Below are 17,166 nucleotides of genomic sequence, written 5' to 3' on the forward strand. Positions count from 1 at the left end.
CGCTACTCTTCTTCATCTTATTTGAAAATACTTATGCCAAACCACCGAGCTTGCACGAAATTTGTGATGCAGCTGCCTTTACATATTGGATCACATTAGGAATTTCATTCTCGTTAAGCCGATGGATAGGTCCTGCTGCAGATAAACTGGCTACGATTCGCTGCTGAGGATCAAAAATAGGGGCAGCAATTGCAAAAGCATCCGTATCCACCTCACCCAAAGTAAAGCAATAACCCGCTTCCCTAATACGATGCATTTCTTGCAAAAGCAAAGGCTTGCCGGCATCTTCGCCAAAAAGCTTGCACATCTCTTCAATAACTTTGTCATTTTCATTAGCGAGCAGCGTTTTCCCAGAAGCGCCTGAATTAAGCGGCAATATTCTTCCATTTTCAATAGAAAGCCTGATCAAACGTTTACTCGTTACATTTTCGATACAAATGGCTTTGGAACCGGAGCGGACAAAAAGCACCGTCGTTTCATTCGTAAGTGCGGTGAGATCCTCCATAATCGGCCTCGCGATCGTAAGAAGCTCCTTCTCGATTTGCTGCGATAAGCTTCTTGCCAAATCAAAAATACGCAGACCTAGACCAATTTGCCCTCTGCCCTTACGCTCTACGAAACCATTTTTTATAAGTGTTTGAATAAAACGATATGCGGTACTGTCGGGGATGCCTACCTTCTCCGCAATTTCACTAACCGTGAGCGTTGCTCCCGATTCAGCGAGTACGAATAAAATATCGATAGCACGTCCTAATGTTTGAGTTCCATTCATCATTGCACCTCAAAATATTTACAATAGTAGTCAATTATAAGGATCAGTATATCATACCCTTTGTTCTCCGCGTGCTCTGCGCATCGTTGATTTTTCAAATTGCAGCAAAATCGTATTTGTAGATAAAGCTAATAACGATACGAGCAGCGTGCCCCATACCATTTTTGGCACTGAGTTTTGATATAAGCCTTCGAATAAAATACCGCCTAACCCGCCGGCATTAATCCATGCCGCTATGGTTGCGATACCTATTACGGATACCGATGCTATACGAATGCCGCCAATGATGACAGGCAGTGCCAGCGGCAGCTCGATATGGACGAACAGCCTCCACTTGCCATAGCCCATTCCTTTGGCTGCTTCAATAATCGAAGGTTCAATCGATTGAAAGCCTGAAATGACATTTCGCACCAAAATCAGCTGACTATACACAACTAATGCGATAATCGCCGGCTTGCTGCCGAGGCCAACTAGCGGAATTAGCAAAGCGAACATCCCGAGGCTTGGAATCGCATAGATAATGCCTAGCACGGACAAAATAGGAACGGAAATCCGCCGATGCCTCGACAGCCAATACCCTAATGGCAGCGCAATAACAAGTGCGATAAATAACGAAACAAAGGTGAGATAAATATGCTCCAGCAACGAGGTTAATAAATCATCATAATGGCGGGTTAAATAGTCAATCATGCCTCTCACCTGCCGTTCTGCAGCTTCAATTGCTCAAGCGTTATTATTCCAATGATTTCATGCTCGGTATTTTCCACAACCACATAAGGAGCATTTTGCTGCAGCAGAATTTGAAGCGCCGACTTTAGACTGTCACCAGCGGGCATGCGGGGAATATCAGATCCAGCCGGTTCTTCCAGCGCAACCATTTTCTCTTCTGCCCGAATCAGGTGAAGCTGTTGGAACAAATCATCGGCTTGAATCAGTTGCGATACAAAAGCATTATTGGGCTTGGACATGATGGCAAGAGGCGTATCATATTGCTGAATCGTCCCTTCGTTCATCACGATCATATGATCGCCGAGCTTCATCGCCTCTTCCACGTCATGCGTCACAAACAATACGGTTTTGCCAAGCTCACGTTGTATTTGCTTAAAATCATCCTGCAGCTTCGTACGCGTAATAGCGTCAATCGCTCCAAACGGTTCATCCATCAGCAATATAGCTGGATCACCTGCCATCGCTCTAGCAATCCCTACACGCTGCTGCTGCCCACCTGACAGCTGCCGCGGATAAAGCTTCTTATAGCTTGCTGGCAAATGAACAAGATCCATTAAATAATCGATTCTCTCCGCTGTTTTTTGGCGTTCCCAGCCCAGTATATTGGGGACCGTTGCAATATTTTGTTCAATCGACAAATGCGGAAACAACCCTACCTGCTGGATTACATAACCGATGCTTCGGCGAAGCTCTGTCACGGGCAAGCTGCGAATGTCTTTGCCAAATATCGAAATCGTGCCTGCGGTCGGTTCAATAATTCGGTTTACCATTTTTAGCAAGGTCGTTTTGCCGCAGCCTGAAGCACCTAGAATCGTAACAAAGGAGCCTTGCGGAATAATAAGGCTCGTTTCATTAACGGAGGGATTCGCAGACTTTGGAAATGTTTTGGACACCTGCTCAAAAATAATGGCCTCTTTGCTCATTCTATATCAACTCCTGTAGGAAGGGGGCTTCCCCAATATGGAGAAACCCCGCTGCATTTAATTATGAATTATTTTTTCAATAAACCTTGCTCTACCAAAAATGCCTTCGCTACATCCGCGTATTCTTTCTTGTCGATATCCACTTGCGCGTTCAGCTTCTGAACAGTTGTGTTATCCAGCTTTGCAGAAATTTTGTTCAACACTTTAGCAATTTCAGGGTCCTTCTCGCTTAGCTCGCCGCGAAGCACTGGAGCTACGAAGTAAGGAGGCCAAAACTTCTTATCATCCTCAAGCAATACAAGATCCGGATTCGTCAAATCGCCATCAGTCGTGAAGCCAACAGTTACATCCGCTTCACCATCTAGCGTTACGCGGTATTTGATGCCGTAATCAAACAGCTTGATGCTTTTGAAGTTCATTTTACCGTAGAAAGTATTTAGTCCCTTTAATCCGTCTTCGCGCTCTTCAAACTCAGGAACAGCAGCGAGGTTAAGCTCAGGAGCTAATTTCACCAAATCTGATATTTTGTAAAGATTATATTTTTCAGCAATTTTCTTTGTTGTAACAAGACCTTGTGAATCGTTTGCGTTTGTTGGCTCCAGCCAAACCAGGTTGAATTTCTCTTTGTAGCCTTTTGCTACAGTATCATATACGGTTTTGGCATCGGAGTTTGGCGGCAATTCCAATACGTTGATTAAGCCTGTTCCTGTATACTCCGGGTAAAAGTCGATGTCGCCTTTTTTGAGCGCTTCATGGGCAACGAGTGTGCCGCCAAGATTGAGCTTGCGATCTACCTTGTAACCTGCGTCCTCAAGTGCCAGTGCGTACATCTCGCCCAAAATCAATGATTCCGTAAAGTTTTTCGAGCCGACTTTAATCTTTTCTTTGCTTGAACCTCCTTTAGAAGAACAAGCGCTAATAACGAGTACCACACTTATAATCAATAATGCCAAGCTTACCCATTTCTTTTTCATCTGAATTTTCCCCTTTCATTATACACGCTGATATTTGGTTACTGCTCTTTCAATTCCAGCAAATCCGATCTCCGATAAAATAGCTAGCAGCGCTACCGGCAGCGCCCCGACAAGCAGCAATGAGAATTTGTACATGCCAAGACCGTTGATAATAAACGTTCCCAGCCCGCCTCCTCCGATGAATGCGGCCAATGTTGCACTGGCGATCACTTCTACAGCGGCTGTTTTTAGTCCTGACAGCAGCAGCGGAGCAGCTAACGGCAGCTCGATTTTCCGCATAATCATTTTCTCTCCCATACCGAGGCCTGAAGCAGCTTCAATAATCGCTGGCTCAATACCTCTAAAGCCCATGTATGTATTAATGAGAATAGGCGGACAAGCAAGCAGCGTTAATGCAACTAATGCCGGTGCAAAGCCAGTTCCCATGATCGGTAAAATAATGACTAAAACCGCAAGGCTTGGGATGACTCGCAAGGAGTTGAACAGCCCCATAATCGGACCGGTCAGCCACTCTTTCTTGGCACATAATATACCGAGCGGCACACATACGACGAAAGCAATAAGGAGCGCGTAGAAACTTATGCTTAAATGCACCTTGACCGCTTCCAAAAATCTGTCGCTGTTAGCATTCACATATTCATAAGCTTCGAGGAACACATTCACCCGTTTGTCATCCTCCTTCCCCTATGTATTATCACTAATCAATAACTTGTTACCACTATTATTAAACTTTATACCCCATTATGTCAATCGGAATTATTAATTTACATCATTTCCTAGCTGAATAAGGGTTTGCAGCAGTATATTTGCTCCTGCTTCACAGTCCTCACGGCTGCTCCATTCAAGTGGATGATGACTGATACCATCCTTAGAACGTACCAAGATGAGCCCCATTTCCGTTAATTCACTCATGACCACCGCATCATGACCTGCGCCGCAAATCATATACTCCGCAGGCATACCAGCATCCTCACAGCTATCTGCAATCACTTTTGTAATATACTCCGACGTTTGAACAGGCACAGCAGCATCTAATGTCCGGATAGCGTAGCTCAGCCCTCTTGCTGCAGTAAGGCGTGACAACTCGCTTTTTATCGCAACCTCCAGCTTATTGAGCGACTCCAAGGATTCATGCCGCACATCGAGTGTAAATACCGCTTCACCCGGAATTACGTTGATTGCGGCTGGCGCAAGCTTAAACGTCCCTGTTGTTACGACGCCCCCATACTTCACTGCGATTCGTTCCACAGCAAGCACAACTTCTGCTGCGGCAGGCAAAGGGTCCTGTCTTAACTTCATGGGCGTTGTTCCCGCATGGTCCGCTCGTCCATGTATGGTCACTTCGAACCAGCGATGTCCATAAATCGCTGTTGCAATGCCAATCGCTGTATTCAGCTCTTCCAGAACTCGTCCTTGCTCAATATGAAGCTCAACATAGGCATGAATGGATTCTGAGCTGCGACTTGCAAGAGCTGCTTGATCAGGGTTCAAGCCGCCATGCTCCATCGCTTCGCGAAGCGACATGCCGGAAGAATCCGTAAGATCCAGCCACTTTTCATCCCAAGTATTTGCCATCGCACGGCTTCCCAAATAGCCGGCTCCAAAGCGCACGCCCTCTTCGTCCGTAAAGCAAATAACCTCGAAAGGTCTATCATGCCTGATTGACTGCTCCTTGATCGTTCGCAAAACCTCAATACCGCCAAGTACACCAAGCGCTCCATCGAATTGGCCTGCTTGAATGACCGTATCGATATGAGAGCCCGTCACTACAGCTCCTGCCCGCGGCTCCTCCCCCTCCAATCGCCCAATTAGATTGCCCGCTTCATCCTGCCTGACTTCTAGTCCCGCTGCTTTCATTTCACTGATAATAAATTGCCTCGCTATAAATTCCTCATTGCTGAGCGATAGACGTGTTACACCGCCGTTTGGATCTGCGCCGATTAAACCTAAAGCTTGTATTGAATCCCATAACCGTTTACCGTTGACCTGCACATGCTGAGCCTTAGCCATCTTGCCACCCGCTTAAATCCTCCTTATCAAAATAAAGCAATGCGGCGGCTAGAGCCTGCGTTCCCGAAGCAATATCATCCTCATCGGTCCATTCCTCGGGACAATGGCTTCTGCCATCCTTGCTAGGAACAAAGATCATGCCAATTGGTGCAATACGCGCAAGCTGGTTCGCATCATGCCCCGCCCCGCTTGCGAGGTGAATAGCTGGAGCAACAGAAGCACAGGCTGCAAGCACTCCACCCAGCACAGACTTTTTGACAATGACGGAATCTGACTTCGACAGCAGCTCAAGCGACAAACGAAGGCCTCGCCTTGCAGCAATCTGGATCGTCTCCGCTGCAAAAGCGGCGTACACCGCGTCAGCCACCGTRCGATCAAGTGAGCGGATTTCAAGCTCAAACCGAACGAGGCCGGGCACGACATTGGATGCATTCGGCTCATTCGTCACTTTGCCGATCGTGCCTACGGCTACGCTCGCATGATCGTTGCAGTGACGTTCAAATGCTAAACCAATCTCGCAAAAGCCTGCCAGCGCATCGTTCCGAAGCGTCATCGGCGTCGTCCCTGCATGATTTGGCGCACCTTTGAGCGTGACACGATAGCGATGAATACCTACGATACCGAGCACCGCCCCAAGTTGATGGCCTGATTGCTCCAGCACCGGACCTTGCTCGATATGAAGCTCAAGATAGAGCGCTACATCACCCAGCTGCCTTGCCTCACTCATCAGCCGTTCGACATTTCCCCCTTGTTGATTAATCGCATCGCTAAGCTTCAGCCCAGTATCATCGCGAAGCTCCAGCATCGCTTCAGGCAAATTGCCAACCATCCCTCTGCTCCCAATCGTGGAGATGCCAAACTCACTCGGCTCCTCTGCCGTGAAATCGACAATTTGCAGCGGATGCCGAAGCTTCGTTCCTGTTTGTTGAAGCAAACGGGCAATTTCTATGCCGGCTAGCACTCCTATGATTCCATCGAACCGCCCGCCGCCAGTAACGGTATCTGTATGCGAGCCAATCATGATAGGCGCTAAATTCGGATCGCTGCCAGGCAAGCTGCCTATCAAATTTGAAACTGCATCCAGCGAAACAGACAGGCCCGCTTCCTCCATTTTCTCGGTCAGCCAGCGCCTGCCGTCAGCATATTGCTTCGTAAATGGACGACGCGTCCAGCCGGGTTTAGTTGGATCAACAAACATTGATAGATGTTCAATATCAGACATCATTCGAGATACACTTGGCACCAGTCTATCCATTTTGCTACCCATCCCATTCATTCCTCTCTCGCAAAATGATTAAGCAAGATGCTCTGCTCTAATAAATTCGCCATGACCCGCCTTGCCGGTAACCGCTCCCGCTTCATACACAAGCGTTCCCCTTACGAGCGTGTGCGTCACTTTTCCTTGCATACTCATGCCGTTATAAGCACTCCAGCCAGCACTCGATTGAAGCTCACGCTCATCTAGCGTCCAAGCTGCAGCAGGATCGATAATCGCGATATCGGCATCGTAACCTTCAGTTAATCTGCCTTTGCGATGACCAAGCCCAAATACGTCAGCAGGCCTTTGACTGATCAGCCTGACCATGTCGGTAAGCGCTAATTTTCCTTTCGCCATTCCCTCGCTGTAAATAATCGGAAGCAAATGCTCTACTCCGGGAGCACCTGAAGCATTATTAAAAATATCCGCGTCTGATTTACGCCCAATTAGCCACGGAGCATGATCGGAAGTAATCATATCGATCGATCCGGTTTTCAATAAGTCCCATAAATCCTCTTTATCTTTCTTCGTGCGAAGCGGTGGATTGATTTTACCTTTCGCCTGCAAACGCGGCATATCTTCTTCACTTAGCGTCAAATAGTGGGTACAGGTTTCCGCAGTGACTCTCGCTCCGATTGAACGGAAATAGTCCACCAGCTGAAAAATACGCGGATACGTACAATGATATAAATGCAGTTTGACTCCTGTCTCATAAGCAAGCTCCATAGCGGTCAGCGCTGCTGCTGATTCACTTACTTTCGGCCTGCTCCAGCCATGCGAACGTGGATCTGCGCCTTGGGAGCGATATTTATCAATATATCTGCGGACGATCTCATCGTTTTCCGCATGCACGCCAACCGGACAACCTGTTTCAGCAATAACCGCAAACGAATCAAGCAATTGTCCGTCATCTATTCGCGGAAAGCGGAAGGAATCCGTATTAAACATCGATACTTTAAAGCCGCATGCACCGGCCTCGGCAAGCTGGCGGATATGGTCATAACCGTCTTGCTTATGAATCGTAACAAGCATCGCCATATCAACTATGGATTGCTGTTCTAGCTGTTGTTTTTTTTCCTCAAAAGCAGGAAGCGTACAGATCATCCCCGTCGCATCATAAGGCATTTCAATAATCGTCGTTACGCCTCCGGCAGCTGCAGCTGCACTCGCTGTGTAAAACCCTTCGTCAAGCGAGCTGTAACAATGGACATGAGCGTCGACTGCACCAGGCAGCACATAGCTGCCTTCGGCATTAATCTTTTCTGTTGCGGCAGCCATGTCCGTGTCGTCTCTATCACCAATACGAACAATTTTACCGTCCTTGATTCCAACTGCGGAATGGTATGCGACGCCCCCTGGAAGTACGAGATTTCCATAAATGACGAGATCATAGCTGTTATTCACCATTTGCTCCTCCTTCCAATTGAATGCCGCTGCGAATAAGCTCATACATAGCAGAAATATCTGGGGTTAGCGGACGATCTTCCGTCAACATAGGCACTGCACTGCGAATTTGCGAATAAACAGCGGCCGAGCCTCTGCCTAATTCAGATTGTATACCGCGTAAATCAATGGCTTGGGCTGCATGCAGCGCTTCCATCCCTATAATGTAGGTTAAGCGATCTATGATATCTTCGAGCTTACGAATGACGAGCGGTGTATTGTTTGCATGATCCTCCATGTCGCCTGCCAGCGATAAATAATCAGCAGATACCGGATTAGAGAGCAAGCGGATTTCCGCATCAAGGGAGGTGTATGTTTTTTGAAGCGTTCCGAATGCGATAGACTCAGGATTTGGGGCTAGAAACCTCTCCAGACCCGTAAAGGATGGCGTTCCGAGCTTAAGTGATCTGTAGCAGCTTATTTTGGATACATGACTTAGCGCTATCGCTACCATCTCAAACGCCACGGTCCATGAGGTTACGTCAAAGTTTGAGGAGGGCACTACTCTTCTTTCATCTATTAATACACAAGGATTATCATCAGATCCGTTTAATTGAATGAGCAGCAGCCTTGTCGCATAAGCAAGCGCATCACGAGCTGCGCCATGTACATGGCAAGCACTGCGAAAGCTGAGCGGATCTTGAATTTTATCGTTTTCACTTGACTGCTGCAGCGTTCCGCCTTGCAAATAACTTCTCACATTTGCCGCGCTTGCTGCAGCTCCCTCGAATGGCCTAACCTCAAATAACGCCGGATCAAGCGGATTCATGCATCCCCGAAGCGCTTCAAGCGACAATGCAAAAATAGCATCTGCCGTACCGAGCAGCTTTAAAGCCGCTGCTGCTGCCAGTGCACCAGTGCCCGCGGACAGCGCATTGGAGCTTACAATTGCCAGTGCATCCTTTGGCCCCAGCTTCACAGGAGTAATCCCCGCAGCTTGAAAAGCCGTTTCCGCGCTCATCATCTGGCCTTTGTAATTCACATTTCCTTCTCCCATCATCGTTAAGCCGATATGAGACAAAACCGAGATGTCGCCTGCGCCAACAGATCCTCGAAGCGGAATGATCGGATGGATAGCTGCGTTAAGCAAATCCTGATACATGAGTACGACCGCAGGCTGCACACCTGTACAACCAATAAGCAATGAATTCAGCCTGGCAACGAGCACGGCCCGCACCTGCTGCTCAGAAGCAGCAGGCGCAATAGCCGCCGAATGGGAATAAATAAGATTGCGGTTAAACTGTTCATACATCTCCGTTGTAATGGTTCGATCTTTATTAAGACCTACGCCGCGGTTTAGCCCATAGATCGGAATGCCTTCGGCGGCAAGCTCATGAATGAGAACATGAGCCTCCTCTACTCGCTTTAATGCATGCTGCGAGCACTCCACGCGATAACCTTCCAATGCAATTTGCTCAAGCTCGCGAATCGTGAGCGCATTGCCATCAAGCGTAACCACCCGTTCGGACGACTGTGTATCCTCCAGACCGATACCATCTATAACTTCATTCATAACAGGCACCTTCTTAGTAGATATCGATAAATTAGAATGATCGTGCTAGACGATACCCTTCAAGCCATACTCAGCAAGCGGTATGCCAAGCGCTTTTTCCACTTCTGGATATACGGTAGGATCTTTCACGCTGGAGCTTAAAGGCACATATTGCTTGTCGATTGCAAACAATGCGATCTCCATGCCTTCCTTCACGCCGCCTACACTGATCGGCAAACCTGTTGCTGCTTCAAAGGTCGTAATGACATCCGGATAAGTTGTAAGTCGCTTGCCGTCAGCATCATCCACAGCCATATATTCATTCATGACATGCATCGTCAGTTGACCGCCTGATCCATCCGTCATAGTAATGGTGCCAATATCGAAAGCGCCTGAATAATGGACGTCCTTTTTCAATACGACACCGCGACCGATGATCTGTCCATTTGTTTTGCTGCAAACCGTTTCCATAATCGCTTCCGCGCCGTTCGGCTCAGCCTCGATCATCGCATAACCTAGATCAAGCGCTAACGAAATGCCTCCAATCGCTGCATGCTCCTTCACATAAGATGCTGGAATCGGATGGCGAGCAGAAGCGATAAATCCTCCCGACATATCTGCAGCTGTCCGCAAAATGTTCGATGTCTTAGCTGGCGTGCCTTTTACAACGAGCTCCAAATAAGAACCCGTATCTCTGCGTCCGCCAACAACGACCTGAATCGTTTCATAATCGGTGCGGGAAGCAAGGCCCATCGAACCCATCTTGCCTGTTGGATGCGCACGAATATCACCAGTCGCATCAACGACAACCAATCCGAGCGCTGCAGCTGGAAGCCAGCCATTTATGGTGCTTGACATGCCGTTTTGCGGTGTCATAACCCCCACAACCTTGCCGTCATAGTTGTCCATCAGCAGTTGAACAGCCTTAATATAATCAATGCCCCACATTTCCCAGTCATTTCCTGCTGGTGCGCCAATCGCCGTCGCTGTCACAATAATGGCATCGTCAGGCAGCTCATCAACCGAAACCAGCTTTGGTCTAGCAATGCCTACTGCTGCTCCGCCAATCTCAAGGCCATGATCAACCCAGCCTCCGCCTCCGGATGCGAATACTGCCCCTCCTCTTACCGCTGCTTTTACATCCTCTATCGTTAATTCACGCATCATGCATTCTCCTTCCGATTCGTATCAATTCGTCGTATTCCCTTTTTGCTTACTTCATCCAGCGCTTCCTCATAACCAGCGTCAGCGTATCGCAGTACGCCAAGGCCTGTGTCATTGTCTAGCGTCGTTTTTAATCGAAGCTCTGCATCGGATGTGCCATCTGCAACGAGCGTGACACCTGCGCTTGTCATATATCCGCTGTATCCGCCGCCTCCGGAATGTATCGCTACAAGATCAGCCATCGATGAACAGTTAATCATCGCATTAAGCAGCGGCCAATCCGATATTGCATCGCTGCCATCCTTCATGTTCTCCGTCATAATATTCGGGTGAGCCATCGCTCCCGCATCAAGGTGATCACGCGAGAAGGCAATGGGACCGCTCAGCTCGCCAGCTTGAACCATGGCGTTAACCGCTAGTGCCAGCTTCGTCCGATCGCCATGACCGAACCAGCCAATGCGCGCAGGCAAGCCCTCGACCGGAACATACTGATTCGCTAAGCGAATCCAGTTCACTACAACCTCGTTATCGCTGAAATGCTCCAAAATATATTGATCTATCTTGCGAATATCACTAACCTCACCGCTCAAAGCGACCCAGCGGAACGGCCCAATCGCACGAGAAAACAACGGTCTTAGAAACGCTTCGGTAAACACAGGAATATCAAAAGCATTTGTAACTCCATTTTGTACAGCCTGCGAACGAATATTGTTGCCATTGTCAAAAACGACTGCACCTCTGCGCTGAAACTCCAGCATCGCCTCAACTTCTAATGCGATAGAAGCTCTTGCATCCGCTTGAAGCTGAGCCGGTTTTGTTCTGCGCAGCTCAGCAACCTTATCTAAACTGTAGCCTGAAGGGATATAACCGTACATGAGATCATGCGCCGACGTCTGATCGGTTACAACGTCAGGCTGAATGCCTCTGCGAATCAGCTCAGGATAAATATCGGCTGCGTTGCCAAGAAGACCGACTGACAAGCTCTCCTTATTCGCACAAGCTGCTTGAATCCATTCCAAAGCCTCATCCAAGCTTGCTGTTTTTTTCTGCAAATAACCGACCTCGATACGTTTGTCGATTCTAGCCTCGGACACTTCTACGCATAAAATAACGGCACCCGCCATCGTTCCTGCAAGCGGCTGTGCGCCGCCCATCCCTCCGAGACCCGCTGTCAAAATAAACTTCCCAGCCAGATTGCCGTCATAATGCATTCTAGCTATCGATTGAAAAATCTCATAGGTTCCTTGGATGACTCCTTGTGAACCGATATATTGCCAAGCTGCCGCGGTCAAACCGCCCCAAACGATTAATCCCTGTTCTTGATATTTATAGAAATTGTCGCTCGTTGCCCATTTGCCAACAATGTTGCAATTCGCCATCACAACAATTGGAGCGTACTTATGCGTTCTCATAATGCCGATAGGCTTGCCTGATTGAATGACCAGCGTCTCATCTTCCTCTAATGATTTGAGCGTGCTGACAATTGCATGATAGGAGTCCCAATTACGCGCTGCTTTCGCGAGGGCAGCATAGACAGTAAGCTCTTGTTGGTTTTCGCCATTTTCAAGAACATTCTCAAGCATTCGCAGCAGCGCCTCCTGCCTCCAGCCTTTGCAACGCAGTTCAACGCCTCTGGCAGCTACAATTCGATCCATGTCCGATTCTCCTTATTATCATTATTCAATAATTAGTTTCTATTAATCAATAAATTAACAAACGTTTCCTCTCTAGTCAATACAAAAAAACAAGTTTACGTCAGTTTAAGTAACGCACTAGGAATAAGATGCTTTATAAATATAAAGGTTACCTCATTTTTTGCAAAATAGAACCTGTAAACTAAACCCATCAATCGGTTTCATATGTGGCTGAAAGTTTGCTGAAAGAACGAGTAAACAGATGCATCTTTTTCTAAAAAGACAGATAATAGAGGGGTAAGCTGCGAAAGGGGAATTTGAAATGGTGTCCTTCAAAGGGATTAAAATATTGCTTGTAGATGATGAACCAAATATCGTGCAATTTCTGGAGCTCGGGCTCATCAATGAAGGATTTGATATTCGATTCGCCTATGACGGGGAATCCGCTTTGCAGGAAGCGAGTACCTTTCAGCCCCATGTCGTCATCCTCGATGTGATGATGCCCGGGCTGAACGGATTTGAAGTATGCGAGGCATTAAGGGCTACAGGCGATAATATCGCTATTATTATGCTGACAGCAAAAGATGAGATTGAGGATCGTGTCAAAGGCTTAACCCTTGGAGCTGACGACTATTTGGTGAAGCCCTTCAGCTTCAGCGAGCTGCTTGCCCGCATAGGTGCAAGACTGCGGAATCAGTTTCCTAATTTGCTTGGTGAAGCTGTGTATGGACCGTTCCGGCTCGATGACCGCCGCAAAGAACTCATTTATATGGAACAGGTTCTAGAGCTGTCTCCTACCGAATATGAGCTGCTAAGGTTTATCATTCTAAATCATGGTGTCGTGCTTAGTAAATCGCTCATTTTGGATAAGGTATGGGGATATCAATTCGGTGGAGAAGAAAATATTGTCGAGGTGTATATCCGCTCGCTTCGCGACAAATTGGACGACAAGGAGCATCGCCTCATTCGAACACTCCGCGGGGCCGGCTATCGGATGGATCTGCCATGACGCGTATTAAAACGTCAGACGTCACTCGTTTCTTTGCTCCACGTTCACTAAAATATCAGTTATTATATCGGTCGCTGCTTATACTAGCGGCTTTGTTTCTGTTAATTGGCGTGCTTCAATACTTCATTATGAAGGACTTTATTTTTCAAAATAAAGCCGATTCCTTAAATGCACAAATCATGTCGATGCCCATGGATTGGTTTATGGATGGGAAAGATACGAATAACCGCCCTGAAACGAGCAATCAGGGTGATCCCGCTAATCCGGCTGAACGGCCCCAGCGTGATCGACGCGACTCGCCTATGTTCTATCAACCGGGCTTGTCTATCGTCCTTATTGATCCAAACGGTGTCACGGCTGACGTATCGAAGGATAATAACCTTAACGCCCCGCTTCTATCAACGGATGAATATGAGCAAATTAGAAATCAGCTTAAAGCGCATAAGCAAATTGGTTATAAAATCTTGAACAATGCCGAAGGCATCGAGCAGCTAGTCGTCTTCCGTATGGCTGGACCGCCAGGCAGAGCCGAAGGCCTCATTCAAGTGAGCACCGAAACCGATTCACTCAAGCAGCTGCTCATGACACAGCTTGCCATATTCGCTGGCTTATCTGTACTTGCACTTGCAGCAGGGCTCGCGCTTTATTTGCCGCTGCTTCGGCGTACGCTTCGTCCTTTATCTCGCGTCGTTGTGGCAGCACAGCAAACCGATGCAGGCAGCTTAACGAAACGAATTCCCGCCAGCCAAGGACAAGAGGAAATCGATCGTTTATCCGATGCATTTAACGGGATGCTTGAGCGACTCGATCATTCCTTCGAGGCGGAACGGAAAACAACTGAAAAAATGCGGCGTTTCGTAGGGGACGCCTCCCATGAGCTGCGGACGCCGCTTACTTCTATTCACGGATTTCTAGAAGTGCTGCTGCGCGGAGCGGCCTCGAATCCGGATCAACTCGCGCGCGCGCTTAACAGCATGTTTCTTGAATCCAATCGTATCAACAAGCTGGTCGAGGATTTACTCGTGCTGGCGAAGCTTGATCAAGACCCGCAGCTGCAGCTGGCCGAAACAAAGCTGGATGCGCTTCTGCTCGAGATGGAGCCGCAATTACAATTGATTGCTGGCAATCGCACAGTAGCGCTGCTTCTCACTCCTCATGTGAGCGGTCAGTTCCATGCGGATAAGCTGAAACAGGTGGTGCTCAATTTATTTTTCAACGCGGTGCAGCATACCGATTCGGAGACTGGCGTGATCAGCATCACGCTTGCCACATACAATACTCAAGCTGAAATACTCGTTGCCGACAATGGAACAGGGATTGAGGCCGTGCATCTGCCTCATTTGTTTGAACGCTTTTATCGAAACGAATCATCCAGAACGCGAAAGAAGGGCGGCGCAGGTCTCGGGCTTGCCATTACGAAATCGATTGTAGATGCTCATAGAGGTACAATTGCAGTAGACAGCTTGCCCGGAGCAGGAACAACCTTCCGCATTTTGCTCCCAACCACCCCGCTCCAGCCGATTGATATGCAAGATTAACTTAGAAAAAAACAGGAAGAGGCAGTCTCAAAAGTAGATTTTCTACTTTTGAGACTGCCTCTTCTTCATGATTTATTATTTATTCCGCAGACTGCATCTCTGCTAATGCCCGCTGAGCTAATCCGTTTAAAGTAATGTCATCCATCGGCGGATTATGCAAGCCTGCGCGAACATCGCGGTACATCCGCTCCAGCGGAAGCGTGCGAGACAAGCTGCTTCCCCCCACTATTCTCATGGCAAGATCAACGATACGAACGGCTGAATTGGTCGCCACATATTTAGCGAGGCCCAGCTCTGGCTTTAATCCGCTCCGTCCCTCCGGTTCCCGGTCCCAGCGATCGGCGATGCTGTAGAGTAAGGTGCGAGCCGTTATTAGCTCCGCTTCCATTTCGCCAATTTGCCGCTGGATCGTTGGCAGTTCGGATATCGGGCCTGGCAAACTGTTAGGCCGATAGTTTTGGGCAAAGTGAATTGCAAAATCACGTGCCGCATGTGCAATGCCGATATAACAGGCAGGAATATGAAGCAGCGTTCCGCCATCGAAGGCCGTCCCGCCTTTACGATTAATTTCTGCGCCTTCAAGCGTACCGCTGTCTGGCACGAATACTTGATTCAACAGGAGGTCATGGCTCCCTGTTGCCCGCATGCCGAGTGTATCCCATGTTTCCTCAATACTTATGCCTGCACCCATTGGAATTAAAAACTCGCTTGCACGATTTTCTTCTTCCATCCATGCAGATATGGTGAAATAAGACACATCAGGACTAAGCGTGCTATAGGTCTTGCGCCCGTTAACAAGGAAACCTCCAGCCGTTCTTATCGCTGTAGTTTCCGGCTTGCCGCCTCTGCTTGGGCTTCCAGTTGCTCGCTCRCTTGCATAATGATTTATTGTGGCGCCTTTGCTTACAACCTCCTTGCAAAAGCTGGCGTATAAAGCTTCGGGCCATGGACGGCTTATCCGCATTTGCATTACCTGCCCCAGATGCCAGCCCGCGGCGAGCGCCGTTGAACCGTCACCGCGGGCCAAATGATCCTGCGCTAGTACAAATTCATACAATGACGCTTCATCCCCGCCATATTGCTTCGGCACAGTAAGCTTCAAATAACCGCACTCCCGCATATCGGCAAAGTTGTCATGTGGAAAAGAGCCTTCCCTATCATGCTTAGCTGATCTTCCTGCAAACTTGCTCGCCAGCTGATCCGCTGTCGCCGCGATTTCCGCTTCGCGCTCATTGCGAACGAACCGATCCTTTTCGATTTTCACCTGCATAAAGCTGTCCAGCCTCCTATCCACACTTTCATATCTGTATAGCAATCTTTCCTTTCAGTTTACACCCATCCTGCCAAAATAAAAATGAAAAAAGGATTAAATTGCTTAGGTGATCTAAGCAACTAATCCTTTGTAGAGACGTCTATTACGATATACATGATATGGAGGGCTTTCAGATAAAAAAAACTACTATTGCATTATTAGCGCTAATGTTGTCTGCCAGTATATTTTCAGTTAATCACATTCATGCAGAAGCAGCAAATCAGCCATTCGTAATAGAGGGAAAAGTGGTTCAGGGACGCACTTTAGTTCCAGTACGCTATGTTGCTGCAGGGTTAGGGGCTGAGGTTAATTGGAACCAACAGTCCAAAACGGTAACCATTCTTAACGAAAAAACCGAGGTTATGCTCAAAATTAATTCAAATAAAGTGATGCAGAATGGTACTGAAATCACGATTGATGTTCCTGCTCAAATAACCAAAGGGGTTACATACGTCCCCATTCGCTTTATTTCACAGACCTTAGGCGGCACCATTAGTTGGGATGCCGAACGTAGATCAGCAGACGTTTCTTTAGGCGACAAACAAGTTAGAATTACTACAGAGTCTACTTTTAACTTGTCTACGATCCCGCAAGAACATATTAATACGCTGATCCAAAAAGCGAACGAAGCGACTAAGCTATCTTCCTATTCACAAATTAGAGCCCATTTTAAATCCAATTTTACTGGGACATTCATTAATAAAATCATCAAACAAAATGGACTAGAGTTCAACGTTCCATTCACAGGTACAGCATACAGTCATTCCGAAGGAAAGGAAGGATCTATTAATCAATATGAATCCCCCTTAAATGCTGGAGGCATGATTGTCGAGCGAAAAATCATCCTTAAACAAATTCAAAATACATGGATGGTCAACGATATTATTTTCTCAAGCTCGGCACCTTAA

At 47.6% G+C, this 17,166-nt stretch carries 15 protein-coding genes; 3 read left to right on the top strand and 12 right to left on the bottom strand.

Annotated elements, in window-relative coordinates:
* Window positions 1-31 precede the first annotated feature (31 nt).
* The 11 genes from AC1DPK_RS03240 to AC1DPK_RS03290 all read right to left on the bottom strand — a co-directional run bounded on the left by AC1DPK_RS03240 (window position 32) and on the right by AC1DPK_RS03290 (window position 12,420).
* A complete protein-coding gene (locus AC1DPK_RS03240; protein WP_256710970.1) occupies window positions 32-775 on the bottom strand; it encodes an IclR family transcriptional regulator in 744 nt (247 codons plus the stop codon).
* Between the two features lie 48 nt (window positions 776-823).
* Window positions 824-1,462 carry an ABC transporter permease gene (locus tag AC1DPK_RS03245; protein ID WP_477509293.1) on the bottom strand — a complete coding sequence of 213 codons (639 nt, stop codon included), beginning with the start codon at window positions 1,460-1,462 and terminating at the stop codon, window positions 824-826.
* A 5-nt stretch (window positions 1,463-1,467) separates the two neighbouring features.
* A complete protein-coding gene (locus tag AC1DPK_RS03250) occupies window positions 1,468-2,424 on the bottom strand; it encodes an ABC transporter ATP-binding protein (RefSeq protein ID WP_477509294.1) in 957 nt (318 codons plus the stop codon).
* A 68-nt stretch (window positions 2,425-2,492) separates the two neighbouring features.
* Window positions 2,493-3,398 (bottom strand): ABC transporter substrate-binding protein, encoded by a 906-nt coding sequence (locus AC1DPK_RS03255; RefSeq protein WP_477509295.1) that lies wholly within the window; start codon window positions 3,396-3,398, stop codon window positions 2,493-2,495.
* An 18-nt stretch (window positions 3,399-3,416) separates the two neighbouring features.
* Window positions 3,417-4,061: an ABC transporter permease gene (locus tag AC1DPK_RS03260; protein ID WP_477509296.1), complete on the bottom strand. Its 645-nt coding sequence runs from the start codon at window positions 4,059-4,061 to the stop codon at window positions 3,417-3,419.
* Between the two features lie 96 nt (window positions 4,062-4,157).
* Window positions 4,158-5,408, bottom strand: a complete 1,251-nt coding sequence (locus AC1DPK_RS03265) for an allantoate amidohydrolase (RefSeq protein WP_477509297.1) — start codon at window positions 5,406-5,408, stop codon at window positions 4,158-4,160.
* A complete protein-coding gene (locus AC1DPK_RS03270) occupies window positions 5,401-6,663 on the bottom strand; it encodes a M20 family metallo-hydrolase (RefSeq protein ID WP_477509298.1) in 1,263 nt (420 codons plus the stop codon). Before AC1DPK_RS03270 ends, AC1DPK_RS03265 begins: the two co-directional genes overlap by 8 nt.
* 39 nt (window positions 6,664-6,702) lie before the next feature.
* Window positions 6,703-8,073: a dihydroorotase gene (locus AC1DPK_RS03275; protein ID WP_477509299.1), complete on the bottom strand. Its 1,371-nt coding sequence runs from the start codon at window positions 8,071-8,073 to the stop codon at window positions 6,703-6,705.
* Entirely contained in the window at window positions 8,063-9,622 is a 1,560-nt protein-coding gene (locus AC1DPK_RS03280) for an HAL/PAL/TAL family ammonia-lyase (RefSeq protein WP_477509300.1), read from the bottom strand. Before AC1DPK_RS03280 ends, AC1DPK_RS03275 begins: the two co-directional genes overlap by 11 nt.
* 45 nt (window positions 9,623-9,667) lie before the next feature.
* The gene (locus tag AC1DPK_RS03285; RefSeq protein WP_477509301.1) at window positions 9,668-10,768 is read right to left on the bottom strand and encodes a DUF917 domain-containing protein; all 1,101 of its coding nucleotides are present in this window, start codon (window positions 10,766-10,768) and stop codon (window positions 9,668-9,670) included.
* Window positions 10,765-12,420: a urocanate hydratase gene (locus AC1DPK_RS03290; RefSeq protein ID WP_477509302.1), complete on the bottom strand. Its 1,656-nt coding sequence runs from the start codon at window positions 12,418-12,420 to the stop codon at window positions 10,765-10,767. Before AC1DPK_RS03290 ends, AC1DPK_RS03285 begins: the two co-directional genes overlap by 4 nt.
* A 301-nt stretch (window positions 12,421-12,721) precedes the next feature.
* On the opposite strand from AC1DPK_RS03290, the gene AC1DPK_RS03295 reads away from it, so the two are divergent.
* Both AC1DPK_RS03295 and AC1DPK_RS03300 read left to right on the top strand, forming a co-directional pair.
* The gene (locus tag AC1DPK_RS03295) at window positions 12,722-13,408 is read left to right on the top strand and encodes a response regulator transcription factor (protein WP_076269413.1); all 687 of its coding nucleotides are present in this window, start codon (window positions 12,722-12,724) and stop codon (window positions 13,406-13,408) included.
* Complete coding sequence (locus AC1DPK_RS03300; protein WP_477509303.1) at window positions 13,405-14,946, top strand: sensor histidine kinase; 1,542 nt, start codon at window positions 13,405-13,407, stop codon at window positions 14,944-14,946. Before AC1DPK_RS03295 ends, AC1DPK_RS03300 begins: the two co-directional genes overlap by 4 nt.
* A gap of 79 nt (window positions 14,947-15,025) precedes the next feature.
* On the opposite strand, the gene AC1DPK_RS03305 is transcribed toward AC1DPK_RS03300, so the two are convergent.
* Complete coding sequence (locus tag AC1DPK_RS03305) at window positions 15,026-16,216, bottom strand: acyl-CoA dehydrogenase family protein (protein ID WP_477509304.1); 1,191 nt, start codon at window positions 16,214-16,216, stop codon at window positions 15,026-15,028.
* A gap of 161 nt (window positions 16,217-16,377) precedes the next feature.
* Here AC1DPK_RS03305 and AC1DPK_RS03310 point away from each other — a divergent pair, with 161 nt between their 5' ends.
* A complete protein-coding gene (locus AC1DPK_RS03310; RefSeq protein ID WP_477509305.1) occupies window positions 16,378-17,166 on the top strand; it encodes a copper amine oxidase N-terminal domain-containing protein in 789 nt (262 codons plus the stop codon).

Source organism: Paenibacillus sp. 01T424 (assembly GCF_056398745.1).